Origin of the sequence: Dermabacter sp. HSID17554 (assembly GCF_003989295.1) — a bacterium.
GTDB classification, from domain to species: domain Bacteria; phylum Actinomycetota; class Actinomycetes; order Actinomycetales; family Dermabacteraceae; genus Dermabacter; species Dermabacter vaginalis.
The window spans coordinates 630,232-654,977 of sequence record NZ_RBLW01000001.1 but is presented as its reverse complement, the minus strand read 5'-3'; the positions used below and the strand labels follow the sequence as shown (position 1 = coordinate 654,977).

General features: G+C 60.5%; 20 protein-coding genes. 4 read left to right on the top strand and 16 right to left on the bottom strand.

Annotated elements, in window-relative coordinates; translation table 11 throughout:
• From D8M36_RS03025 to D8M36_RS03015, 3 genes are read left to right on the top strand one after another with little or no spacing between them, the layout of a single operon-like run.
• On the top strand, positions 1–1,350 hold the full coding sequence (locus D8M36_RS03025; protein ID WP_126846583.1) for an ABC transporter permease: 1,350 nt from the start codon (positions 1–3) through the stop codon (positions 1,348–1,350).
• Between the two features lie 14 nt (positions 1,351–1,364).
• On the top strand, positions 1,365–1,766 hold the full coding sequence (locus tag D8M36_RS03020) for a cytidine deaminase (RefSeq protein ID WP_065248152.1): 402 nt from the start codon (positions 1,365–1,367) through the stop codon (positions 1,764–1,766).
• Between the two features lie 38 nt (positions 1,767–1,804).
• Positions 1,805–3,091, top strand: coding sequence for a thymidine phosphorylase (locus D8M36_RS03015; RefSeq protein ID WP_065248151.1), 1,287 nt, complete (start codon positions 1,805–1,807; stop codon positions 3,089–3,091).
• Between the two features lie 62 nt (positions 3,092–3,153).
• Here D8M36_RS03015 and D8M36_RS10280 read toward each other — a convergent pair whose 3' ends face one another.
• Positions 3,154–4,287 carry an NUDIX domain-containing protein gene (locus D8M36_RS10280; RefSeq protein ID WP_238638355.1) on the bottom strand — a complete coding sequence of 378 codons (1,134 nt, stop codon included), beginning with the start codon at positions 4,285–4,287 and terminating at the stop codon, positions 3,154–3,156.
• 65 nt (positions 4,288–4,352) lie between these two features.
• Here D8M36_RS10280 and deoC point away from each other — a divergent pair, with 65 nt between their 5' ends.
• Entirely contained in the window at positions 4,353–5,033 is a 681-nt protein-coding gene (deoC, locus tag D8M36_RS03005; protein WP_126846581.1) for a deoxyribose-phosphate aldolase, read from the top strand.
• Here the strand turns inward: deoC and D8M36_RS10380 are convergent.
• The 15 genes from D8M36_RS10380 to D8M36_RS02935 form a co-directional block, all read right to left on the bottom strand.
• Entirely contained in the window at positions 5,030–5,155 is a 126-nt protein-coding gene (locus tag D8M36_RS10380) for a hypothetical protein (protein WP_274542638.1), read from the bottom strand. The two genes, deoC and D8M36_RS10380, sit on opposite strands and share 4 nt — an antisense overlap.
• A gap of 134 nt (positions 5,156–5,289) precedes the next feature.
• Complete coding sequence (locus tag D8M36_RS03000) at positions 5,290–5,922, bottom strand: hypothetical protein (protein ID WP_126846579.1); 633 nt, start codon at positions 5,920–5,922, stop codon at positions 5,290–5,292.
• A 44-nt stretch (positions 5,923–5,966) separates the two neighbouring features.
• Entirely contained in the window at positions 5,967–6,425 is a 459-nt protein-coding gene (locus D8M36_RS02995; protein WP_126846577.1) for a hypothetical protein, read from the bottom strand.
• 611 nt (positions 6,426–7,036) lie between these two features.
• Positions 7,037–9,130 (bottom strand): GAP1-N2 domain-containing protein, encoded by a 2,094-nt coding sequence (locus D8M36_RS02990; RefSeq protein WP_274542637.1) that lies wholly within the window; start codon positions 9,128–9,130, stop codon positions 7,037–7,039.
• A 6-nt stretch (positions 9,131–9,136) separates the two neighbouring features.
• Positions 9,137–10,402: a hypothetical protein gene (locus D8M36_RS02985; protein ID WP_148110236.1), complete on the bottom strand. Its 1,266-nt coding sequence runs from the start codon at positions 10,400–10,402 to the stop codon at positions 9,137–9,139.
• Between the two features lie 2 nt (positions 10,403–10,404).
• Positions 10,405–13,107: a hypothetical protein gene (locus D8M36_RS02980; protein WP_074299084.1), complete on the bottom strand. Its 2,703-nt coding sequence runs from the start codon at positions 13,105–13,107 to the stop codon at positions 10,405–10,407.
• Positions 13,108–13,116: 9 nt separating this feature from the next.
• The gene (locus tag D8M36_RS02975) at positions 13,117–14,703 is read right to left on the bottom strand and encodes an Hsp70 family protein (RefSeq protein ID WP_074299081.1); all 1,587 of its coding nucleotides are present in this window, start codon (positions 14,701–14,703) and stop codon (positions 13,117–13,119) included.
• 54 nt (positions 14,704–14,757) lie between these two features.
• Positions 14,758–15,711, bottom strand: coding sequence for a nucleotide exchange factor GrpE (gene grpE / locus D8M36_RS02970; protein WP_126846571.1), 954 nt, complete (start codon positions 15,709–15,711; stop codon positions 14,758–14,760).
• A gap of 231 nt (positions 15,712–15,942) precedes the next feature.
• A complete protein-coding gene (locus tag D8M36_RS02965) occupies positions 15,943–17,694 on the bottom strand; it encodes a phospho-sugar mutase (RefSeq protein WP_126846569.1) in 1,752 nt (583 codons plus the stop codon).
• A complete protein-coding gene (locus tag D8M36_RS02960) occupies positions 17,691–18,527 on the bottom strand; it encodes a purine-nucleoside phosphorylase (protein ID WP_126846567.1) in 837 nt (278 codons plus the stop codon). Before D8M36_RS02960 ends, D8M36_RS02965 begins: the two co-directional genes overlap by 4 nt.
• A 28-nt stretch (positions 18,528–18,555) precedes the next feature.
• Positions 18,556–20,331, bottom strand: coding sequence for an acetyl/propionyl/methylcrotonyl-CoA carboxylase subunit alpha (locus tag D8M36_RS02955; protein WP_126846565.1), 1,776 nt, complete (start codon positions 20,329–20,331; stop codon positions 18,556–18,558).
• A gap of 76 nt (positions 20,332–20,407) precedes the next feature.
• The gene (locus D8M36_RS02950; RefSeq protein WP_126846563.1) at positions 20,408–21,127 is read right to left on the bottom strand and encodes a Maf family protein; all 720 of its coding nucleotides are present in this window, start codon (positions 21,125–21,127) and stop codon (positions 20,408–20,410) included.
• Entirely contained in the window at positions 21,124–22,824 is a 1,701-nt protein-coding gene (locus tag D8M36_RS02945; protein WP_126846561.1) for a DUF885 domain-containing protein, read from the bottom strand. Before D8M36_RS02945 ends, D8M36_RS02950 begins: the two co-directional genes overlap by 4 nt.
• Before the next feature lie 22 nt (positions 22,825–22,846).
• The gene (locus D8M36_RS02940; RefSeq protein WP_126846559.1) at positions 22,847–23,140 is read right to left on the bottom strand and encodes an acyl-CoA carboxylase epsilon subunit; all 294 of its coding nucleotides are present in this window, start codon (positions 23,138–23,140) and stop codon (positions 22,847–22,849) included.
• On the bottom strand, positions 23,137–24,723 hold the full coding sequence (locus D8M36_RS02935; RefSeq protein WP_126846557.1) for an acyl-CoA carboxylase subunit beta: 1,587 nt from the start codon (positions 24,721–24,723) through the stop codon (positions 23,137–23,139). The genes D8M36_RS02940 and D8M36_RS02935 overlap by 4 nt, the downstream gene beginning before the upstream one ends.
• Between the last annotated feature and the right edge of the window lie 23 nt (positions 24,724–24,746).

Genomic DNA, 24,746 nt, shown 5'->3' with positions numbered 1-24,746 from the left:
ATGAGCGCTCACGATCCTCGCGCGCTTCCCACCGATGACGTTGTCGTTCTCGATACGGTCAAGGGGCGCCTCCCGAATTGGTGGCACATGCCCTTAGCCCTGAGCATCTTTGCTCTCATCGCCCTTGCAGGCTTTTGGCTTGGTGCGGTTCCAGGCCACGATTCGACCTTCACGATTGCCCGCGAATCGATGTTTACCGACATGGGGGTGCCCCAGAAAATTTCGATGCCCGCGCAAGCAACCTCGCTTGTGCTCGGCCTTCTTCTCGTGGCGCTCGCGGCCCTCGTGTGGATAGTGCAGGCGAAAAACTTCACGTGGCCACGCGGCACCAAGGGCCTCGTGCAGGTCGTGTTTGGCGTGCTGTGGGCCTTTGACTTCCTCGTGTGGGCGGTCGCGGGTCAGGCACTTGACCTCGGCTACCTCCTCCAGGCGACTCTTGCCCTCGCGGTTCCGCTCGTGTTCGGCGCGCTCTCGGGCGTGCTGTCGGAGCGCGCGGGCGTCGTCAACATCGCGATCGAGGGCCAGCTGCTCCTCGGCGCTTTCGGCGCCGCGCTTGTAGGCTCGATGACGGGCAGCCCCTGGATCGGCATGATCGCCGCCCCGGTGGTAGCTCTTCTCATCGGCGCCCTACTCGCGCTCTTTGCCGTGGGTTACCACGTCCAGCAGATCATTGTGGGTGTGGTGCTGAACGTTCTCGCGATTGGGCTGACGGGCTTCCTCTTTGGCACTCTCATGAAGCAGGATCCGGAACACTTCAACACCCCCATGCGGCTCCCTAATCTTCGCGTACCGGTGCTCTCCGACATCCCGGTGATCGGTCCGGCGCTCTTCGACCAGAACATCCTCGTGTATCTCATGTGGGTGATCGTTGCCGTTCTCACAACCGCGCTCTTTTGGACCCGCTGGGGCCTTCGTGTGCGCGCCGTGGGTGAGCATCCGCTCGCCGCCGACACCGTGGGCATCAACGTTGCGAAGACCCGCTGGAGCAACGTCCTCTTGGGATCCGCGGTCGCCGGCCTCGGCGGTGCGACTCTCACGATTGGCACGAACGTGGCCTTCGCGAAGGAAATGAGCGCTGGCAAGGGCTATATTGCGCTTGCCGCGATGATCCTTGGCCGCTACCACCCCGTGGGGGCGATGTGTGCGGCGCTCTTCTTCGCGTTCGCGACCGCGCTCCAGCAGAACCTCGGCACCCTCTCGAGTTCTCTTCCGCCGGACCTTCACAAGGCCACCGTGCCCTCGGAGTTCCTCGCGATGCTGCCGTACGTTGTGACCCTATTCGCCGTTGCGGGCTTCGTGGGACGCGTGCGCGTTCCCGCCGCCGACGGCGAGCCATACATCAAGCAGTAAAAGGTGCGTTGACGATGGTGGATTTTGAACCTCTACTCCAGGCTGCGCGCGAGGTTGCGGCGCGCGCCTACGTGCCGTATTCCCGTTACCCCGTGGGAGCCGCGGGCCTCGTGGATGATGGTCGCCTCGTGCGCGGATGCAACGTTGAGAACGCCGGCTACGGCGTGACGCTGTGCGCCGAGTGCGGCATGATCTCCGAGCTTGTGGCGACCGGCGGTGGCAAGATCCGCGCGTTCGTGTGTGTGAATCGCCTCGGTGAGGTCATCATGCCGTGTGGGCGCTGCCGGCAGCTCCTCGCCGAGCACGCCGCCGGCGACTTCACGATCCTCACGCCGAAGGGCGAAGCAAGCCTCGAGGAGATGCTCCCGCAGTCCTTTGGGCCTGCCGACCTCGACGCTGCTGCTCCGAGCGCGTAGCGGCGCGTTCACCTCCGCCACTGTTGAAAGGACTAACCATGGCCGAAGCATTCGATGCCGTTGACGTGATTCACGCCAAGCGAGACAAGCGCGAGCTCACTCCCGAGCAAATCGCGTGGACGATCGACGCCTACACGCGTGGCGTGATCGCCGAAGAACAGATGAGCGCGCTCGCGATGGCAATCTACCTTAATGGCATGAACCGCGAGGAGATCGCCCTGTGGACTAAGGCGATGATCGCCTCGGGCGAGCGCATGAGCTTTGATGCGCTCTCGAAGACGACGACCGATAAGCACTCGACTGGCGGCGTGGGCGATAAGATTACCCTCCCGCTCGCTCCACTCGTCGCGTCCTTTGGCGTGGCGGTCCCGCAGCTGAGCGGCCGCGGTCTCGGCCACACGGGAGGTACGCTCGACAAACTCGAGTCGATCCCCGGTTGGCGCGCAAATCTCACGAACGATGAAATGATGCGCCAGCTCGAGACCGTTGGTGCGGTCGTGTGCGCGGCGGGCAGTGGACTCGCTCCGGCCGATAAGAAGCTTTATGCGCTGCGCGATGTCACCGGAACCGTCAACTGCATTCCGCTCATTGCGAGCTCGATCATGAGCAAGAAAATTGCCGAGGGCACAGCCTCACTCGTGCTCGATGTCAAGACCGGTGCGGGCGCGTTCATGGAAGATGAGCAGATGGCACGCGAACTTGCGCGCACGATGGTCGACCTCGGCACCGATGCGGGTGTCAACACTGTCGCGCTTCTCACCGATATGTCGGTGCCGCTCGGGCGCGCCGTTGGCAACGCGATCGAAGTGGAGGAGAGCGTCGAGGTGCTCGCCGGCGGTGGCCCCGCCGACGTCGTCGAACTCACCGTTGCCCTCGCAACCGAGATGCTCGCGGCAGCAGGCCTCAAGGACGTTGATGTCGACGCCGCGCTCAAGGATGGCCGTGCGATGGACACGTGGAAAGCGATGATCCGCGCGCAGGGCGGTGATCCGGAGGCCGCACTTCCGGTGGCGAAGCACAGCCACGAGATCATTGCGGATTCCGACGGTTGCGTCACGGGCCTCGACGCCATGAAGGTCGGTGTTGCCGGTTGGCGCCTCGGCGCTGGGCGCTCGCGTCCGGGTGAAGCTGTGCAGTTCGGTGCCGGCGTGCGCCTCCACAAGACGGTTGGCGATCGGGTGACAAAGGGGGAGGTTCTCGCGACGCTTCTCACCGACACCGAAGATCGCTTTGCGCGGTCCCTGGAGGCTATCGATGGGGCGTGGAAGCTCGAGAACGTCGACGAGTTTGAGCGCGGCTCACTCGTGCTCGACCGCCTCGCCTAAAAACCGCATCGGCTGGGCTAAGCCGCACCAGTGAGGTGCGGTTCGCCCGGCCTTTTCGCTGCTCAGCTCGCGGTGCCGAGCCTCGCGCGCAAGAGGGGGAGCACCTCGTCACGGAAAAGCGGTGCGAGCACGTGAGCATCGACGATCTGATTGGTGTCGATAGGGAACCAGCGTACTTCCTCGATTTCCGCGTGCGGGGTGAATTCCCCGGGGTTTGCGACCTCGGGGGCGAGAAAGACGTCGGAGATGAGGAGGGTGCCGGCCTCGTTCGCCGCGGCCGTACGGAAATGGCCAAGATGTTCGAGTTTTTCCGGGTCGAGGCGCAGGTGGAGTTCCTCGCGAATCTCCCTGGTCGCACACTCGAGCGGAGTTTCGCCCGCCTCGGGTTTGCCGCCTGGCTGCATAAACTTCTCGGTGCCGCGCTTGCGGACGCCGAGAGCGCGCCATTCTCCTTCGGTCTTGGCGTAGAAGCATACGGCCGACACCGTGATCGTTGGCGGGGCTTCGTGTGAGCGTGCGCGCCCGACGGTTGCCGAGCGAGCGTCGGCCGCCCATAAACACTCGAGCCCGCCTACGCGGGCGAGTGCGGGCCGAAGCGCGAGCCTGCGCATACCGGCGCGTGCCCACTCATCGACATCCCGGCCCTGGGAGCGGGCGAGTGCGAGACCACGTCGTACGAGGGTCGGGATGGGCTTGCGCGCCTGACGCACATCACGGATGAAACGCAGGCCAAACACGAGTGCGGCGGGCCGGTCGAGAACGATGGCATCGGCGAGAAGGCCTCGTTCGGCGAGGGCCGTGACGAGTGCAGAAGCGAAAATCCCCTCGGCAATCACGAGCGGAGACTCTTCTGCGCTAAAGATGCGCGTACCGGTGCGCCGTGACTGCGAAATCGAATATGTGGGTACCTCGACAGTTCCCTCATGGCACAGGGTTTCGAGGGCCCTGAGAGCGTCGTCGGCGCGCCACGAGGCGGGGTCGTCCCAGTCCACGATCCCGAACGCGCGAGGCAGACCTTCTTCATCGTGGTCGCGGTAAAAGTCATCGAGATTGAGCACGGGCAGACCAGAGTGCTCGGCGAGGCGCCCTTTCCCGCTTCCCGAGGGACCCGAAAGGAGGACGATGCGGCGCGGGGGCCGGGTACCGTCGCGGTCGGCTGCTATGCGTGGAAAAGGGGTGCTGGGGCGATCACTCACGGAACCTCATCCTATGCCCTCGAGGTTTTGAGAGACATGAGGTGTGAGCGTGGGAGAATGAACGCATGACAACTCACAGTGAAAAGACCCCTGTTTCTTATGACGAGCTGGCAGGCATGATCGACCACACGCTCCTCAAGCCCGAATCGACTCCCGCCGACGCCGCCGCCCTCGCGCGCGAGGCCGAAAAGCTCGGTACCTACTCCATCTGTGTATCACCTTCGATGCTCCCGATCGAGACGAGTGTCCACGTCGCGACCGTGTGTGGCTTCCCCTCTGGGCAAGTCGCCCCCGAGGTGAAGGCCTTTGAAGCCGCCGATTCGGTCAAGAAGGGTGCCGAAGAAGTCGACATGGTGATCAACGTGGGCCGTGCGATCGCGGGCGACAGTGACTTCACCGAGCAGGAGATTCGTGCCGTGCGTGAGGCCGCGCCGAAGCCCGTTGTCCTCAAAGTCATCATCGAATCTGCCGCGTTGAGTGACGAGCAGATCGTCGCCTCGTGCGAAGCCGCGAAGCGCGCCGGCGCCGACTTCGTGAAGACCTCCACCGGTTTCCACCCGGCAGGTGGCGCCTCCGCTCACGCCGTGAAGCTCATGCGTGAAACGGTTGGCGAAGACTTCGGCGTAAAGGCCTCTGGCGGCATCCGCACGCTTGACGCCGCAGAAGAGATGATCGCCGCGGGCGCGAACAGGCTTGGCCTGTCCGGCTCCGCGGCGATCCTGGCTGAGCTAGAGGCGCGCGCCTAGCTTCTCGCGCCAAGGAGCTCGCCGAGTTCCTTCTTCATGTTCTCGAGCTTCTCGGCCGCGCCAGCGCGTGCGGCCGAGAAGGCGGCGCGCCTTCGAGTGTGGCAAGAGCGCAAAGTAGTCATATGCATCCTTCACGAAAATGCTAAGCGTTTGCGCGGCGTGACGCTAAGCGCTTGTGATTGGGCCGAGACATGGTTGCGCATCGAATACGCAACTACGCCACCAAAGGCGGGCGAGCCATAGGCCAATCGTGAGATTACGCCTTAAGCACTGGGAATGCGAGCGGAATTCTGAAGAAGCGCCCGCAAAGAGCCGTAAGAGTGGCTGCAAGGAGGGCAATGAGAAAAACGAAGTGGGGAAGAGTAGTGAATAATAACTTACCTTCAGCTGGCAACCTCATAAACTCCGAAATTCCTAGAGGGATGTACCTTACGATGACCCAAATGCAGTACGTGAGAACGCTGTTGAAGCTTGCTGCGGCCCATGCTTTGGCGAACTGTGATTTACAAGCGGCGTAATAAATCCCAGCGACGAAGAGTCCTAGAAGAATTACGTGACCTAATTGGAAGACAGTAACGATCGCGAGACATGACACGGCTGCAGCTACTGACCGGCTATCGTCTGGTCGCACCTTAGTGCGGTTTTTTCCGCCGATAGAAACCTTCGGCGCCTTTGCGCGCGCTTTGCTGTTCACCTCCTGGAGTTCCGCGATGGTGACCGCCGGGGCGTATTTCGGTTGGCGGTCTACGGGTTGGTAGGGGTCGACGAATGGATGGCGAGCGGTGTCCGGCGAGGTGAAAGGACTATCGCCCTGAGGGGGATTTTGGTTCCCGTATGGGTTTCCCGAATTATTGTAATGCTGGGAGTGTGGATCGTAGGGGTTGCTCATTGCTTTTCTCTTTTCGGTATGCGACTTAAAAACGGGCGCAACAGCTAAGGCCTGCGCGATCGCATTTCACGTATGAACTCTGTTTCTTGATAGAGGACGCCAAGCAACTCGTCGAAAGTCAAGAATAGTAGATCGAACTCGTTGCGGATTTGAGCATCGTTCACAGCGAGCTGAGCTTTCTTATTCATTCGCCCTCGTTCGAGTTGTCCTCGTAAGGTCGTTCCGAATGTTCTACGACCCGCAAGGTGCCCCACCAAACGTCCTTGCTTTGCGATAGCTGCTCGCTGGACTTGCGTTTCTGCCGAATATTCGCGAAGCCTTGCAGTGGCGTCAATCTTGCATTTCTTCACAAAAGATATTGCCTGCCTTATTTCCCGTCCAGCGGCATCTAAATTTCGTGCTCCCCCAGCTGCTCGGGCTTTGTTGATGGAAGTCTGCACAGCGTCATTTACTCTTTGAGATTCTGATTTCAGGTACTCAATGATGTCGGATTGGTCAGCCATGTCATCCTTTCCTAGAGTCCAACGGTAATGATGTGAAGCCATACTCCTTAAACGTTGCGGTATCGCTTGCATTCGAAGCCGAAATCACCATGAAGGCAACTCCTATGCCAATGAAAATGAGCGCTGTGATTCCGCGACGCCGACGACGCCAGTAATACCGCGTGCTTGTGATCGCCCAGAACAGGGCAATGAAGCAACCGATTATGGCGATAAGTTGGCCGATCGGAAAGAGTAAATCCATCATGATCGAGTCTTTCTCCTGCTGAATGTTGAAGGCACTGAACTCATGACTCCTTGTGCTGCGAAAGAATGGTCGTTCCCCTCGATACGCGAGAAGCCACGACCATCGGTCGAGTGGATCTCGAGGCTTTGAGAGGGAAGGTTTGCGCGGCGAAAATGTACGGCGGGCCTCAGTTCTTCGTAGGTGGTGTTGAGAGGCCCAGTTACGCGCCCGATCGTCCGAGCGCCGTCAGTGAGGCGAAGGAACGGGCACGTGGGTCTTTCGTTTCCGGGTGAGGAGAGGCTGATAGGTTTATTTCTTTTTTGTATGTTTCCGTAGCTGCTGGATCGAATGACCGCTGCGGTCGTCGTCATAGGGGGTACGGCAGTCATCATGAGTCGCCCGCCCTGTCGGTGTAGGGTCCTGATGAGTTCGAAGAAGTGCCAGACGAGGTGTCGGCCCTCGACCCGGACGTGGTGTGGTTTTTGAGATTTGACTCGCGCCCACGTCTGAAGACTCTCGTGATCTTGTCTCGCGTCGAGGCGCGGCCTGCGATGTGATTGTCTAAGCGGACACGCAGGGGCGAAACTTCGATGTTTGTGGGATGAGAGGGGCGTTTTTCGAGGGCATCCAGTATTAAGTGCCATTTCTTGAGAGCGCGGACTGGAGGTTTTTCAAGATCTCGCTCGAATTCTTGAATAATAGCTGTCTGGAGTGTCGAGGGCGTGGCATGATTGTTGATCCACATCGCCCAGAGTTCCGGCTCTCCACTCGGAGTAGAATTGTGAAGAACAAAAGGCCAATCATGCGGCTCGAGGTGCTCTTCTTCAACGCTTAGGAAGGTCAGTCGTTCGCGAGATGGTAGCGAAGAAAAAGTCGCGAGTTGAATCCAGTGATGCACTTTGGCCATTTGGGAGAGATTATTAGTGGTAGCAGCGTGGAAGAGATCGCTCCACCGTCCGGTGCTCAGATCCATGAAGATGGCAGGAATCTTCTCGTCTGAATACTGAATCGGTGTGAGGGAAAAAGCCTCCAGAAGGCTCTCCAGAGCCTGCTCGAGAATTCTGGGCTCGGCCTCGAGTCCGTGCACCTCATTGACTGCGTGAGGAGTTTCCAGGAGATGGCGCGCCATTCGCTCTTCGGTCGTACGCCACGAACGGGCAGGGCTGACTGCTCTGAGTGGCTCTGCTACCCGTAGTGTAACGCCAAGCACATGAGCTGGTGCGGTGCTCGCCGCCTGCGCAAGGAGGTCACTCCACTCCGTGCGGAAGGGGACTTGCGGCCAACCGGAGCCGCTCAAGGTGTGTAGGTCGCTGATCCATGCTTCTAATCGGTCTGGTTGCTGTGCAAGGCCTTGGATACTTGCGTCCAGGAACATTCCGGCCAGGGCTTCGTCGCCGATTGCTTCAGCGGATCGCGAGGCCCTCAGCAGATCGATGGGATCACTCTCTATTTGCGAATGTTTTATCGCCTCCGCGAGTTCGTCACCATACACCTCGAGGTCATCGGTGAAGCCATTGTGCGCAAGCGTACTGATGATATCGACGACGCTAAGGGGAGCGTTTCCGCGCGCTGATTCTGGCAAGGTGCCGTTGAGTAACTCTGAGGTCCAGAACGCTGCGGTTTGACCGAGAAATGGGTCCCAAGAACGAGCGAGAGAGATTACCTGGGCAGCCTCAAGGACATCACAAGTCTCGAGCAGAGCGATCGATCGCTCCACCGCAAATGAAAGAGGAGATTCAAGGGGGCCGTTTAGCGAAGCAAGGTCGAATACGCGAGCAGCAGGGAAGGAATCTTTCTTCTCTAGTCGACATCCGATGACGTCCTCACTGTGGTGTGAAGAGCCGGATGCAAAAGCTCGAAAACTCAGCGACCGAACTGCCCGCTGATTAGAGAGGAGAGACGCGAGCGCCAGCCATCGAAGAACAATATCCATGTCGTCATGCGCGAGAACGATCTGCGAAGATGACGTGCCGGTGATTTTCTCTTCGAATGCCATGAGAAAGCGAGGCAGGAATTCCCACCGCTCAGAGCTACTTTGGGCCCATGCCACGAGTGAGCTCAGCTCAAATTCGGGAGAGGGGGCAACAGGCGCAGGCCAGCATGCAGCTTCAGGCGAAGGGCTGCGTTCGAGAGTCCAGCAGGGGGAAGAAAGTACTTGCGCAGGGCACAGCGAGCCAAGGTCATCGGGTTCGCTTGTAGCGGCAATTTGAGTGAGCTGATTGCCAGGGCGACCACTAGCGGTTGCGCCTAAGCCTATTCCGCGTGAAAAATACAGACGTCGGCCCTCAGAGCGGTACGCAGCGCTCAAGTCGGATTCGCTCGCTGGGTGTCGGCTGATATCGACTTCATGCAGGAGCTGCCCAATGGCAACGCGTTGATCAGCACCGGTGAAGCCGGCTGATGCCGCCTGGAAGTTGAAACCCCCACGCCCGTCGAGGGAGTCTTCCGCTGTGACGTCCGTGTAAATCGCTGTGTCGAACATGGAGGCTTAGCCGTGTCTCTGTGTGGGGGTGCCTGGTACGAAATTCTCGCGGTTCAGGATCCACAAGAGAGGATCCGCGATTCGGCTGGGGCGTACGTTGCTTTTCAAAGAACCCGCTGAGTAGTCTGGCTCCTCGCCGAGCGCAGAAACGCCAAAGAGTCGGTATTGCGAGAATTCTGCTTGCAGTTTATTCAAGATTGATGTCGCTCCCCACTCACGCATCATTGCTTCAAGATGATGATGAGCAGTAATCGACTCTTCCTCGTCGAAGTAGGGAGTGGGAGGTGCGATACGGCGAAGTGGACTTTGGGCTTCAAAATCATCCCAAAACGCGTCGATCTTGGAAATCACGACGGCTACTGGAATGTCCACCTTACCGTTGCTGCCGCGCGCCGCGGTAGCAGATTGCGACAGTACTGTCGAGAGCCCATCGAGCACGTCTGATGTGAGTTGCTCGTTTCCAGGATCGATTCCCTTCTCACGCGCGCGGTATCGATTCTCGGGGAAAGAAAAAGGGTCGACCACGAACATAATCGCATTGGCTGACTTAAGATGGTGCTGTCCCATAGCGGCGCTGAGGTTCGCAACATCCTCGCCGGCGGTGTCATAGATGGAGATGATCCGGGAACGTGACTTGGCACTTCGTCCCGAGCCGTCAAGCCACTTCCACCGATAGACAGATGGTGGTTGACGGTGCAAACCTCCCGAGGCTTGCGTTTGGGGAGGCAGTTCCAGACGGCTCTCCATGTTCCCCCGAAAGCTGCTGAGCTTATCGGCGAGCCCCACCGTACCTCCGGGATGGTCTATGGAAACTTGAAAGCGCTCCGCCATCTTAAACATTAGTTGCTGATCGAGCATGGTGAGCAAAACAGTTTTGCCGCTGTTACGCGCACCTACGACACCAATTGTGATGCCGCCGTCAGTGAGCTCCGCAGGCAACGGCGAGTGGCAGTGCACGCAAATAGCCGTGGAAGTGCGACCTTGGCAACGATCGCAGGTAACTGCAGAGTTGAGGGCGGAAGTTTCCAGCAAGGGGCGTTCCCGATCATCGACAACATGCTGTCCGCTTGGCGTACGCCTAAGCACTGGGGGGAGGACTGGTTTGTTGTCGTTGAGGATGTCCTCGCGTTGAGGGTCAGGGTATTCAACGCACTCAAGGTTTCCCGCTGCGGGTTGCCCTGAGCACCGAAAACCGACAGAACGGATGTCCACCGGGACAAAGCAGTAAGGGCATGCAATTCCTTGCGATGACTTTGTTTTAAAAAGAGCCATGATTAGCCTTTCATTTGCGATGTCGGAGGGTCGACCAGAATTGTGGACCGTGGTTCGAGGGCAAACGCTCGTATCCAAAATGGACTTCGGGTTCGATCTAAATTGACAACGAACGGACTGGTGTGTGATTCAGTGAAATCCACAGGTAGCTTGGCGAGGAGCTGACATTGCTCCGGTCGGAGGGGGAGTGATTTCTCCTGTGAAATGAATAGCCCGATCTCGGTATTAACGGGGGCACTAGACCGGAACGTCCCAGTCACCCGGGTCGCCCTACCGAAACGTTTAGAGATATTAAGGTCCCAACTGACCTCTGCGCGTTGGGGAGAGGTGCCCCGGGGCACCCGGGTGCGTCGCCCAACCCACTCTTCGTCGGAAGACTTGACGACGGTGGCGACATCGATCTTGGTGATATCTCCTGGGTTGTGCAACCGAACTGCGCCATCTAATCGGTAACGATTGCGGGTTACTCGCCGTTGTCGGGGTATTGCGGCGCTGGTGAACCATCGGACCTCAACCAGGGATACCCCATCCGGCCAATCCCATGTGAGTTGCACGTGATCAGCAAAATCTTCAGCGCGAAGGTTAGCGACGGGTGGCGTTCCGCCCGTGAGAACGGGAGAGCCGATAAGTAAACCATTCTCAGTCACGACCAGCGGGCACACCTGCGCTACGGTGGCAAACCCTGGAAACCGTGCAGTTACGAGTCCGTTCAGCTGAGTCGAAAGCGACAGCGGTAAAGAGCGCCCGCCCATTTTACTGAGCTCATCCACGGACTTTGTTTCCCCAACCGTCAAGGTCGACTCGCGGTCAAATGCCCAAAGCTCTACTCGAAAATTTGGGGTTTCCGACCACGTTGCGTTGAATTCGTCGGTCGCGCCTTCCGGCACATCGATGGCCAGATCCATGACTGGTCTCGCGGGAGGGCGCGGAGTAGCGCTGATCGAGCGGGCGTCAGATTCCTGGGACCCTGTGCTCGTCCAATAGACGGCGCGAATGTCAAATCGATGAGGTGCGCCAGTCCTTAGTTTTTCGACGCGGTAGGTCGACGTGGCACGTGGTGGAGTGACGGAATATTGTCCGTCGGGTCCAAGTACGTCAATCCTGACACTTTCGGTTTTCGGGTGTGCACTCCATGCAAGTGACACGCTGCTCTCATCGGTGCCTAAAATCCTTAGGTCGTCGACGGCTGTTAACGTCAGGATTTCGACCATGCCAGGATCAGATGATGCGCCCCCCGGGCGTCGTGCCGTGACGCTGTAAGAGACATGCTCTCCGACCAACGGGTCTGTGTCGTCGAAGGTGGTCCCATCAAGGTCTTCTGCAAGGATGCGGCTTTCGCTGGTAGCGCTGACGTGGCGGGCGACGGTAAAACGAAGTGCCGAATCGGAGGCTACCCACGATATTCTCACCCCGGAGGGGCCTTCCTGAGCGACCACCCGGGGCGCGGGGACTGGAAGTTGCAGGCGAAGTGTGCTGAGAGAGTCATCAGCTTCATCGCACCGAACAGCCTCTTGAAGTGCTAGCTCTGCGGCTATGTAATCGCCTTTGGCAGCAGCAGTTTGGAAACGGTCCACAGCGGCCGCTTTTTGTTGTTCGCGTTGCGCGATTTGGGTCGCAAGCTCTTCACGGTCTCGGTTCGACGAGGGATCATCCTTGAGCGCTTCGAGGGCATAGCGTGCACGACTAAGATCCCCTCGCGCCAAGTAGGCGCGAACGTTATCTACGCCAATCGTAGTTCCCGCCCCCTGCCCCTGCGCGGAGACGACCGCAACGATGCGTAGGGCATCCTTTTCGGCGATGTTGGCTTCGCGTAGGCGTTTCAGCACGAGGGTGGGAGGAAGCCCCATGTCTAGCAGGGTTTTTGTCTGGCGCCACATCGTGCGAAGAACAATCTGCTGTAGTAGGTCTTCGTTGGTGACGCCGGAAAGGGCACCGAGGTACTTCTGCGTGTGTTGGATCGTCTCGGAGTCCGAGGCTGATTGAGATCTTGAGTGCGCGGCTTTGACATCTGCCAACGTGATCGGCGAACCATTCGCGGAGAGTTCGTCCAGGAACCGGAACTCTGCGGCATCTGAGTGGGGTTTGTGGAGTAAGAGCACGTCAAAAATCGAACGGTATTCGGGCTCTATCTTTTTCCACGGTGCTTTAACGGGGGTTAAGACCGCGTCGTCGGGTACTTCGAAACTTTCAAAGACGAGCAAGCCCGCTTCTTGTGCCACTCGTTCTAGTTCATCAGGGGCGATCTCGTGAACGCCGAGCGCCGATAGTCGTTGCGACATTTCCGCGCGAGACATTGCGCCCAGCGGTATCGCAGAGGCTAACTCCGTTATGGCATCTGAAAGAGCCTTGCTTCGATTTTGATCTCGATTAGCAAGTCGTTGTTCCCAAAACTTAGGGTCCTCAAAGAGTCCTTTCTCCGTGAGTTGAGCCTTGATACGTTTAAGCAGATCTGCGGCGGGAAAAATCGTTGCCTTGTTGAATGCCATTTCCAGCTGTCGAGAGTGTTCTCGCAGTTGAGCAGCGTTGAGCTCGCCCGGGGGGAGAGCAAAAAGCGTTGCCAGATCAACACTATCCGCGCGGCCTTGAGCTGAAGCGGCGCCTTCGAGATCGGCAAGCACCTGCCGAAGCTGAGTTTTCTTCGCGTCGTCTTTTGACCAGGGGCCGAGTACGGTTTTCTTGTAGTCGGCAGCATTCAACTTCGCCATGATTCAAAGCTAGCTACGGAGACTCAAAGCTGAGACCTGGCTCGTTGCAGCGTCCACCTCGGCCTCGCTTAGCTGAGAAACCGTTGCTTCGAGTTCGACGGTATTGCCGCTTTCAGGATCCTCTGCTTTCAGACGAACAAGACCTTCGGAGGATATCGTAATGACGATGTCGACCGGAGAGTATTTTGGCATCGGGCGCTCAAATGGTAGGTCGACTTCTTTCAAAAGTCGATTATCCGAAACCTCTTCCGATTCCTGTTCTCCTGCTTGTTCGTAGAGCGACAAATTAATGCGAGTCTGCCCCTCGCTAATTGATTGGGCGCGGATAGGTTCGGGGTCAAACGGAATGGCATCATTCGCATGTGCGAAGAAACTAATATACGACTCGTTTGTATCTTCGTCCGTGAACTTGATGCCCAGGCTTCGAGCAAGAACGTTGGAAACGCTTAGCGAGCTAGCACCGCCGAGAAAATACTTCCTTTCCCGACTCGGGGCATCGGGTAGCTCTTCATCGGAGTCGCTTAGGACCTCATCGACCTTCGCCTGTCCGTAGATGGCCGCCCCTTTGGCGACGGCGAGGTCAAAGTCGGTATTGACAGGATCCCAGCCAAGCTTGGACTTCAACGCTTCGGGAATCATGGGCATACGGGACGACCCGCCCACCAAAAGTACCCGATCGATTTCGAGTCCAGGGTGTTTCTCTTTCGCTTGAGCAACTGTGCGTTCAGCGATCTCGACTGTCTGATCGACAAGGTGAGATGTGGCGCTCTCGAATGCTTCGCGAGTGATTTCAACTTGTTCCGAGTGTCCCTGCCATGCCAGGCGGACGTTGAGGGCTTGGCGTCTCGTGAGGGATTTCTTCGTTTCTTCGGCTTTCAGGCGAAGATCGAGCATGAACTCTTCATCGAACTCGCAACCGTCGGCGGCCTCGCCAGCGGCCTCCTGGAACTTTTCTAGGAGGAGGCCAATCATTGCCTCATCCCAGTCTGCGCCGCCGAGCGTACGGTTACCGTCGACGCCAACGACTTCGACCTTTCCTGGTTCCACACGCATCACGGTTGTGTCGAAGGTTCCGCCTCCGAGGTCGTACACCATAATAGTTTCGGGCTTTTCGCTACTGACGCCAATTGAGAGCGCCGCCGCTACCGGTTCGGTGACGATGGCAGCGACTTCCAACCCGGCGATGCTGCCTGCCTGTCGAGTTGCTTCGCGCTCCTGTGTCCCGAAGTAGGCGGGGACCGTGATCACAGCTTTTGAGATCTCTTCGCCAAGTTCGGTATTTGCAGCTTCGACCAGAGCGCGGAGGATAAGTGCGGACAAACTTTCAGGGTTGTAGGAGTTCCCCTGGTACTCGATCGAATAGTCCGTGCCCATTTCTCGTTTAATGAGAAGGCAGGAGTTATCGGGGTCGGCGAGAGCGCCGCGCTTTGCTTCGTCGCCAACGACAACGTTGTCAGCCCCCTCAAAGAATATTGCTGAAGGTGTCGTGGCATTGCCCTCGAAGTTGTTGACGATCTCCGCAGCATCCTGATCATTAATGTAGGCGATAGCCGAGTAGGTTGTGCCAAGATCAATACCAAAAACTTTGGTGCTCATGTGATTTTCCTTTTCAGGCCGGGGTGTCGGAGGTTGTGCAGTTGGGCGTTGCCATTACTGCTGCGTATTTGGGAGGTCGTTGCCGCCGTCGTTCTCGACGTTATGCTCTACGCGAGTACTCTCCGCTGCCACCATGGGAGCGGTGTATTTCCATACGCTTACTCGCGCCGGAATGAGGACACGCTCATGTCCGGCGAGCCGGAAACCTTGCCGGATAACACGTGCAATTTTTTGGTCTTGTGCGGGGTTATCCGTGGGCTTGGTTAACACAGCGAAGTGCTCGCGGCGGTCAAAAGGCGCCTCCTCGCGAGCATCGACGGAAACGATGTCTAAAAGATCGAGAGCGCGCTCGATACTGTCGGCAAAGTATTCGAGATCCTGAGCGCGCGCGTGGTCATCTACGATGTCTTTCGCACTTTTGAGGAGCTCGGCGTGGAGATTGACGAGGGGCTGCAGTGCGGGCCGCACAAATTCAAGAAGCGTGCCCCGCTTGGACTCCTCGAATTTTCCAGCAAGCGCATCAAGGCGTTGTTCATTACGCCGTTGGTATTCAATGAAGACTGATTTTAAAGCGACGAGCTCCTCATCGAGACCTTGTGGCTGGTTGGGAAGAGGTGGCCCTTCGGGGATGGCTGGGGAGATCTGAGGGGGTGCAGGCTCCTCCTGGTGAGGAACCGTAGTGCCGGCGGGGAGTTCATGTTCTTCCGAAATGACGTCAGTGCCTTGCTTCGGAGCGACAAGAGTTTCGGTAGCGGCGGTTTGGTTTTGCGGCCGACTCTCTGACGAATCCGACTCCTGTTCACTGCTATGGGAGTCTCGGGAGTCGTCAGCACCCGGTTGAAGGAGCGATTCGGGATTTTCTAGAACTGGTGACGCTGGCTGGTTTTCTCGCGCGTCAGGATCCGAAGGGGATCGAGTCAGAGAATCTGCGGGGGGGGGGGCTTGTTGGTGGGCCCTCGAATTCGCTTGGTACGCTACACATTTTAACTTCTCTTGAGTGGGGGTCATGCGCTGCGCGAGAAGCTCAGCGGCTCCAGTATAACACCCCTAATGCGTCGGCTCGGTTGGGGCAGGCGCTGTCGACAAGTGACTATCGACGAGAGGCGAAACGGAAGGGAGTGCTAACGCACTTTTTGCTCGAACTGTATGTGGCTTCGCTCGTTGTAAGAAGCGATCACTACGAGGGCTGGATCAGAAAGACGAAGTCCTTTTGCGCAGTTGCAACCGTACGACAACTTGTCAGTGGGAGTGTGAAAGTCCGAGGAGCTCGCCGAGTTCCTTCTTCATGTTCTCGAGCTTCTCGGCCGCGCCAGCGCGTGCGGCCGAGAGGTCGTGAAAACTCGCGTTCTGCTCGACTTCGCTGACGACCTCGAGGTAGGCCTTGAGCTTCGGCTCGGTTCCGGAGGGGCGCACGATCACGCGCGAGTCATCCTCGGCGAGCAGGAGCATGCCGTTTGTGGGCGGAAGGCCGGTCGTCTCGAGGGAGCCCTCGGCAAGATCGCGCACTTCGACGACAGCCGAGCCCGCGAGCGTGCTCGGCGGAGCCGTACGCAGCGTGTGCATCATCTGGCTGATGAGGTCGAGGTTGCTGACGCGAATCGAGAGCTGTGAGGTGAGGTAGAGTCCGAGTTCACGCGCGAGTTCATCGAGGAGCTCCACGAGACTCGAACCATTCGCCTTCGTGAGGGCAGCGAGCTCGGCAATCGCGAGGGCCGCCGAGATGCCGTCCTTGTCTTTTACGACGTTGGGAAGCACGCAGTAGCCAATCGCTTCCTCATAGCCGAACGCGATGTTCTTCGCGCGTGCGATCCATTTGAACCCCGTGAGGGTTTGCGTGCTCGCGTAACCGCGAGCCGCGGCGAGCGCTCCGAGGGAGCGCGAACTCACGATCGAATTCGCGAAGGTCCCGTCAACCTGGCGGTGAGTCGCAACGTAGGTGGCGAGAAGAAGCCCAAGCTCATCGCCGTGGAGCATGCGCCATGCCTCGCGGCGCGGGTCGTAGATCGCGGCGGCGCAGCGATCGGCATCCGGGTCGTTCGCGATTACGAGATCGGCTTCGACCTGTTCGGCGAGCTTCGCTGCCAGGTCAATCGCGCCCTTTTCCTCAGGATTCGGGAACGGGACAGTGGGGAAGTCAGGATCGGGCTCCTGCTGCTCCTTCACGCTGTGGATGTCGGTGAATCCCGCGCGCTCAAACGCCGCAAGCATCGTTGCGCTGCCCACGCCGTGCATGGCGGTGTGCACGATGCGCAGATCGGTGCGGGCAGTGCGCACGGTGTTCTGATCGGCGGTGCTAGCTCGGTCGATGATGGGGAGGATCGCGTCGATGTAGTCGTCGACGAAAGTCTCGGGCATCACCTCCCACCCGCTCTCGGCGAGGGGGATCTCTCGCACCGCGCCTACGGCGGCAATCTTCGCGGCGATCTGCGCATCCGCGGGCGGCACGATCTGTACACCGTTGCCGTCTTCGCTCGCGGCGCGGCCACCGAGGTACACCTTGTAGCCGTTGTCGCGTGCGGGGTTGTGAGAAGCCGTGACCATGATGCCGCAATCGGCGCTCTTGGCACGTACCGCGTGAGCGAGCACCGGAGTGGGGCAGTGGTGAGGCATGAGGATCACATGGTGCCCCGCGGCCGTGAGAATTGCGGCGCTCGTTTCGGCAAACGTGCGGGAGTTGTAGCGCGCGTCGTAGCCGATTACCACTCGTGCCTCGCCGACGACCTCGCGAAGATACGCGCCGATGCCTGCGGCGGCCCGCGAGACGACTGCGACGTTCATCCGGTTCGGGCCAGGCCCCATCGCGCCGCGGAGGCCCGCGGTGCCGAACTGGAGCGTGCCGTCAAAAGCGCCTTCGAGTTCGGTGAGTTCAGCCTCGTCGCCTGCCTCTGCGGCGGTCAGGCGGCGCTCAAGGTCGGCGCGGGTCGACTGATCGGGATCGTCGCTCATCCACGCACGAGCGCGCTGTGCAAGCTCCGGGTTGAGTGTGCTCATCGGTCACTCTCCTTGGCGATGGTGTGAATAGTGTCGGAGAGGAGTTTCGCGAGGCGAGGAGCTGCGGCTCGACCGGCCTCGACCACTTCCTCGTGGTTCAACGGGGTGGGGGAGATCCCTGCGGCGAGGTTTGTGACGAGTGAGAAGCCGAGGACTTCGAGACCGGCTTCGCGTGCGGCCATCGCCTCGAGCACCGTCGACATGCCCACGAGGCTTGCACCAAGTACGCGTGCCATATGAACCTCGGCGGGTGTTTCGTAGAACGGGCCGCGGAACTGCATGTACACGCCCTCGTCGAGACTTGGATCCACCTTCTTGGCGATCTCGCGCAAGCGCGGAGTGTAGATGTCGGTCTGGTCCACGAACGTCGCGCCCGTGATCGGGCTGTCGCCCGTGAAGTTGATGTGGTCGGTGATGAGCACGGGGCTTCCCGGCTTCCACTGTTCGTTGAGGCCGCCACACCCGTTGGTGAGCACAAGGGTTCGTGCGCCGAACTCGGCGGCCGTGCGCACGCCGTGCACCGTGGCGCTGACGCCGCGCCCCTCGTAGTAGTGGGTGCGGGCGCCCAGCACGAGCACACGAGCGCCACTGGGCGTCTCGATGATACGCAGGGTGCCCACGTGGCCCTTGACCGAAGGCTTTTGGAATCCCGGGATTGAATCGGCGGGAGTGCGAAAGAGCTCGGTTCCGAGCAGGTCCGCTGCGCCGGACCAGCCTGAGCCGAGCGTGACCGCAATGTCGATGCTGTCGATACCGGATGCTTCACGGAGCGCGTGAGCGGCATCCTTGGCGAGCTGGTACGGATCTGATGAGTGCTGTTGGTGGTCAGTCATGCACCAAGCCTACTCGCGCGCGCTGCCTTTAATCTTCGATCGTGCAGAGTTCCGCACCAGCGGAGACGGTCGCGCCGATTTCCGCGTCAAGATTCGTGACGATGCCGCTGCGGTGCGCGAGGATCGGCTGCTCCATCTTCATGGCCTCGAGCACGAGAATCAGGTCACCGTCGGCGACAGTCTGCCCCTCCTCGACGGCGATCTTGACGATCGTGCCCTGCATAGGGGCGCTCACGGCGTGACCACCGGAAGCCGTTCCCCGCGCGGCGGTCGCACGGCGTTTACGGCGTTGCGGAGTCTGTGCGCGAGGCGCGCGGAGCGAGGCGGGAAGCGAAATCTCGACCTTGCGACCATCGATCTCGACGACGACCGCCTCACGATCCTCAACGTCGTCCGTGGCGTTTGGAACTGGCGCGGGGGCGATGTCGCCCGAAAACTCCGTCTCGATCCAGCGCGTATGCACCGTGAAGGGCTCATCCGAGTGGCGCGGGGCGAAGGCTGGATCCTCCACCACGAGCCTGTGGAACGGCATCACCGTGGGGATTCCCTCGATGCGGAACTCCGCGAGTGCACGACGCGAGCGTTCGAGTGCTTCCTCGCGGGTCGCCCCCGTCACGATGAGTTTTGCGAGCATTGAGTCGAAGTGCCCCGAGATCGCATCGCCCGTGCGCACCCCCGAATCAACGCGAACGCCGGGGCCGAGCGGTGGCTCGAAAACCTTGACTGGCCCGGGAGAGGGGAGGAACCCACGGCCCGGGTCTTCGCCGTTAATGCGGAACTCGAAGGAGTGCCCGCGGGGCTCGGGATCGACGGGGGAGATCTCCTCGCCCGCGGCGATGCGGAATTGTTCGCGCACGAGGTCCACGCCCGTGACCTCTTCCGTCACGGGATGCTCCACCTGGAGGCGCGTGTTGACTTCGAGGAACGAGATGGTGCCGTCCTGGCCTACGAGGAACTCACACGTGCCCGCGCCGACGTAACGGGCCTCCTTGAGGATGGCTTTTGACGACTCCACGAGGCGGGCGTGCTGTTCGTCGCTTAAGAACGGTGCGGGCGCCTCCTCGACGAGTTTCTGATGGCGGCGCTGAAGCGAGCAGTCGCGTGTGGAGACGACTTGGACGTTGCCGTGGCTATCGGCGAGGCATTGAGTCTCCACGTGGCGAGGAGAATCGAGATAGCGCTCGACGAAGCATTCGCCGCGACCGAACGACGCGATCGCTTCGCGGGTCGCGGAATCAAAAAGCTCGCGCACCTCGTCGAGCTCGCGCGCGACTTTGAGGCCGCGACCACCGCCACCGAAAGCGGCCTTGATCGCAATCGGGAGGCCGTGCTCCTTCGCAAATGCCACAACTTCACCGGAATCCTTGACCGGGTCCTTCGTGCCGGCCACGAGTGGTGCACCCGCGGCTTGCGCGATGTGGCGCGCCGAGACCTTGTCGCCGAGCTTTTCGATTGCGTCGGGGCTCGGCCCGATCCACACGAGGCCCGCATCGATGACGGCCTGCGCGAAATCAGCGCGTTCCGAGAGGAAACCGTAGCCGGGATGGATCGCTTCGGCTCCGCTTCGCTGAGCGATGTCGAGAAGCTTGTCGATCACGAGGTAGCTTTGCGCGGCGCTCGTGCCACCGAGGGCGTAGGCCTCATCCGCGATGCGCGTGTGGAGGGCATCGCGATCCGAGTCGGAGTACACGGCGATCGATCGGAGCCCGGCGTCACGGCAGGCGCGGGCAATGCGCACGGCAATCTCACCGCGGTTGGCGATGAGGACCGTGCGGAACGGTCGATGGAGTGCAGGCTTTGGCATTCGGGATCCTTCTCAGGTGTCGGGCGAAGTGCTCAGCAACCTTCCGAGCATATACCCGCCCGCGGACGGAGGAGTTCTAGGACATGGGAGCAGGGCGCCAGAGGTCGCTGACCGCGAGGGAGATCTCTCGGAGCATTCGGCGAAGAAGCGGAAGCGAGAGGCCGATGACCGCGTGGTGATCGCCCTCGATGCGCTCAATGAACGGGCCGCCATAGCCGTCGATCGTGAAGGCACCGGCAACCCAGAGCGGCTCGCCAGTCTCGACATAGGCATCGATTTCGGCATCCGAAACGTCGGCAAAGTACACATCGGTCGACGCGGTTTCCCCGAACGTCGCCCCCGTCCCACCGTCGAGTGGATCGCGATCGTCGATGAGCCAATGCCCCGAGTGGAGGCGTGCTTTCTTCCCGCGCATCGCATGCCAGCGTGCGCGTGCAGCTTCTGCCGTGCGGGGCTTACCCACGAGCTCTCCCTCGAACTCAAGCATGGAATCGCCCCCGAGCACGACATAGCCACCCTCGCTCGCCGCGCACGAGGCTTCCGCTTTCGCTCGGGCAAGAGTCAGCACGCGGTCCTCAAAAGCCAACTGACCCGAGGCATCGAGTGCGGAGGCAAGAACGGCATCTTCATCGACGTCCGCGGGCAGCGCCGTGAACTCGATCCCCGCGCGTGAAAGTACGGCCTTGCGGCCGGCGGATTGCGAAGCGAGGAGCAGGAGAGGCTCGTGCGGCGGGGTTCCGACGGTTGCCGGGCAAGCGTCGGCCCTTTTACCTTTCCCGGTAAGCCCGCCGCTCATGCCCCGACCCCGCCGGTCCCGTGAGCAGAAATAGCGGATCGCAGCACGGAAAGAGGCAGGCCGCCAAGCTCAAGCGCTTCGCGGTGGAAGTCTCGCAGCGATGTGCCTCGTGCGAGAGCCTCATCGCGCAGCTGCTCCCACACCCGCTGGCCGAGCTTGTAGCTCGGCGCCTGGCCTGCCCAGCCGAGGTAGCGATGATACTCGAAGCGCTGGATGGGCTCCTCCATGCGCCAGTGTTCGCGCACGAAGTCCCAGCCGCGCTCGTAGGTCCACTTTCCGCCACCGAATCGCTCGGGGACGGGAAGCTCGTTGTGGAGTCCAATGTCGAGAACGACACGGCCCGCGCGCATACGCTGCTCCATGAGCATGCCGAGCTTTTCCCCGTCTGTCTTGAGGTAGCCGAGTTCTTCCATGAGCCGCTCGGCGTAGAGAGCCCAGCCCTCGCCGTGGCCCGACACCCACATGAAGGAGGCCCGCCAACGATTGAGACGCTCCGACTGAAGCTGCTGCGTGCCCACCTGGAGGTGATGGCCGGGAACACCCTCGTGATAGACGGTCGTGGTTTCGCTCCAGGTGCGGAACGTGTCAACCCCGGCGGGGGTGTCCCACCACATGCGGCCCGGGCGTGAGAAGTCCTCGCTTGGGCCCGTGTAGTAGATGCCGCCCGCGCCTGTCTCGGCGATCATGCATTCGAGGCGTGTGAGCTCTTCCGGGATGTCGAAGTGGGTGCCCGCAAGGTCACGGATTGCGGCATCGGAAAGCTCTTGCATCCACGCTTTGAGGCTGTCGGTACCGTGCAGCACGAGTGCTTCATCGGCATTGAGCGAAGCCATCGCCGCGTCGATCGAATCGCCGCCGCCGTTGCCATAGTGCGCATTGAGGCGCGAGGCGACGCGCTTTTGCTCGTCGATCAATCGGGTGAGTTCCTCAACACCGAACTCGTATGCCTCCTCGACGTCGATCTCTTCGCCGAGGAACGTGCGCGCCCCAAGCTGGTAGGCCTCGCGGCCCACCGCATCTTTCTCGGGGGCTTTCTTCTCAAGGTCATCGAACACGGCCGCAAGTTCGTTGTATGCCTCGCATGCGAGTGCCACGCGGCGCTCAAAATCCTCGCGGGCCGAGCCCTCGAGGCCAGACTTTGCCACGAGAGAGGGGAAGAAACCGTCGGCCTTCGTAAAGGAACGCGACTGCTCCGCGCCAATGCGCTGCTGGCGCTTCGCCGCGAGAATTCCCTTCGAGGCGGCGTACCGAAGCGACTCGGCATAACCGTGCACGGCCTCAGGCACGCGGGAGAGGCGTTCGCTGATGGTGGCCCAGTCCTCAGCGGTTTCCTGCGGCATCATGTCGAAAATGCTGCGGATGCCCTGGACAGGCGACGCGATGTTGTTGACCGAGGCATGCGTGAGGAGCGCGTCGTGGTGTTCGAGTTCGAGACCGAGGCGCTCGCGCATGGCCGCACGCGTGACGCGATCGACGGCGTCGCCGGGGTGCTCGCGCTCAACGGAATCGAGTCCTGCGAGAGTGTCGCGGGCCAGGGCCGCCACTTGCTCGAGGCCTTCGGGGGAGAGGTCATCCATGAGGTGATCCTGGCCGGGGGTGCCGAGACTCGTGGCCGTCATGGGACTCAAGGCGATCGAACGCTCAACAAAGCCGTTCGCAAGATTGTCGGTGGGGCTAGGGGTACGCATCGTTGTCATGGCACCACTCTAACCGTGGGCGCTAGCGCTGGGAGAACATCCACGACTTCGGTCCCGCGCTTGCCCGCAGGGGATACGCCGACCTGTGCGTGGCCACGGGAGAGTTCCATGCCGATGTGGAGTGACCCGCGCGCTCTGCTATTTCGCGCTGATGCGCCTCTTCGCGCGAGATGGCACTCATCGCCGCGACGGCGACCGCGATCGCCGCGATCTCGTGATCAGCAAGGTGGCCCGAAACAAGCTCGACGCTCGGGCTACTCGGCTCGTCGTGCGCGGGGCTCGCCGTTGGGACCGTGACCGATTCTTCGGTGCTCACAGTGGGATATTCCCGTGCTTTTTCGTGGGCAGTGCGTCGCGCTTCGTCCGCAGGGCACGAAGCGCGCGCGTGATCGCTTCACGCGTTTCGTGCGGCTGAATCACGCCGTCGAGGAGGCCGCGCTCGGCCGCAACGTAGGGATTCGCGAACGTCTCCTCGTACTCCGCTTGGAATTGTGCGCGGAGAGCCTCGGCATCCTTGCCCGCTTCGGTAGCGGCCTTAAGTTCCTTGCGGTGAAGAATATTGACCGCGCCCTGCGCACCCATCACGGCGATCTGGGCCGTGGGCCACGCGAGATTGACGTCAGCGCCAAGCTCCTTCGACCCCATGACAATGTACGCGCCACCGTAAGCCTTGCGAGTGATGACGGTCACGAGCGGGACCGTTGCCTCCGCGTATGCGTACAGAAGCTTTGCGCCACGCCTAATAATTCCGCCGTACTCCTGATCGGTGCCCGGGAGGAAGCCCGGGACGTCTACGAGCGTGAGCACGGGGACGTTATAGGAGTCGCACAGGCGCACGAAGCGCGCAGCTTTCTCGCTCGCATCGATATCGAGTGTGCCCGCGAGCTGCGAGGGCTGATTCGCGACGATGCCCACGCTATGGCCTTCGACGCGACCGAAACCCACCACGACGTTCTTTGCAAAGTTTCCGTGGAGTTCAAGGAACTCGTCGTCGAGGATGGCCTCGATGACGCTCTGCATGTCGTAGGGCTGATTCGGGGAATCCGGGATAAGGCGATCAAGTGCGCGATCCTCGGGGGTCGGCTCAAGGTCGGCTTCGTCAGGGTAGACGGGAGCTTCTGTGAGCGTGTTCGCGGGGAGATAGGAGAGCAGATCGCGCACGTAGTCGAGCGCATCCGACTCATCGCTAGCCATGTAGTGCGCGACGCCAGAGGTGCTCGAATGGGTGCGGGCGCCGCCGAGCTCCTCGAAGCCCACGTTCTCGCCCGTGACGGTCTTGATGACGTCCGGGCCGGTGATGAACATATGGGAGGACTTTTCGACCATCACGATGATGTCGGTCAAGGCGGGGGAGTACACCGCACCCCCCGCTGCCGGCCCCATGATGAGCGAGACTTGGGGGATGACGCCCGAGGCGCGAGTGTTGCGGCGGAAGATTCCCGCAAAGGTCGCGAGTGAAGCGACACCTTCCTGGATGCGTGCGCCGCCGCCGTCAAGAATGCCGATGATCGGTACCCCGGTCGAGAGAGCGAGATCCTGGATTTTTTGAATCTTCTTCCCGTGGGCTTCGCCGAGGGAGCCACCGAGAACAGTGAAATCCTGCGAGTACACGCAGACCTGGCGGCCGTCGATCGTGCCGTAACCCGTGACGATGCCGTCACCGTCGATGCGCTTCTTTTCGAGCCCGAAGTTATGGCTTTGGTGGCGCACGAAGCGATCGGTCTCCACGAACGAGCCCGAATCGAGAAGTTCTTCGATGCGCTCGCGGGCAGTTTTCTTCCCCCGCGCGTGCTGTTTTTTGATCGCGCTTGCGCCCGCCTCCGTGACGGCCGCATTCTCGCGAGACCGAAGTTCTTCAAGTCTCTCGGCGGTGGTGGACCGCCTCGGCGTCTCGTTCACTCCCACTCCTGCTCCGTCGTGGC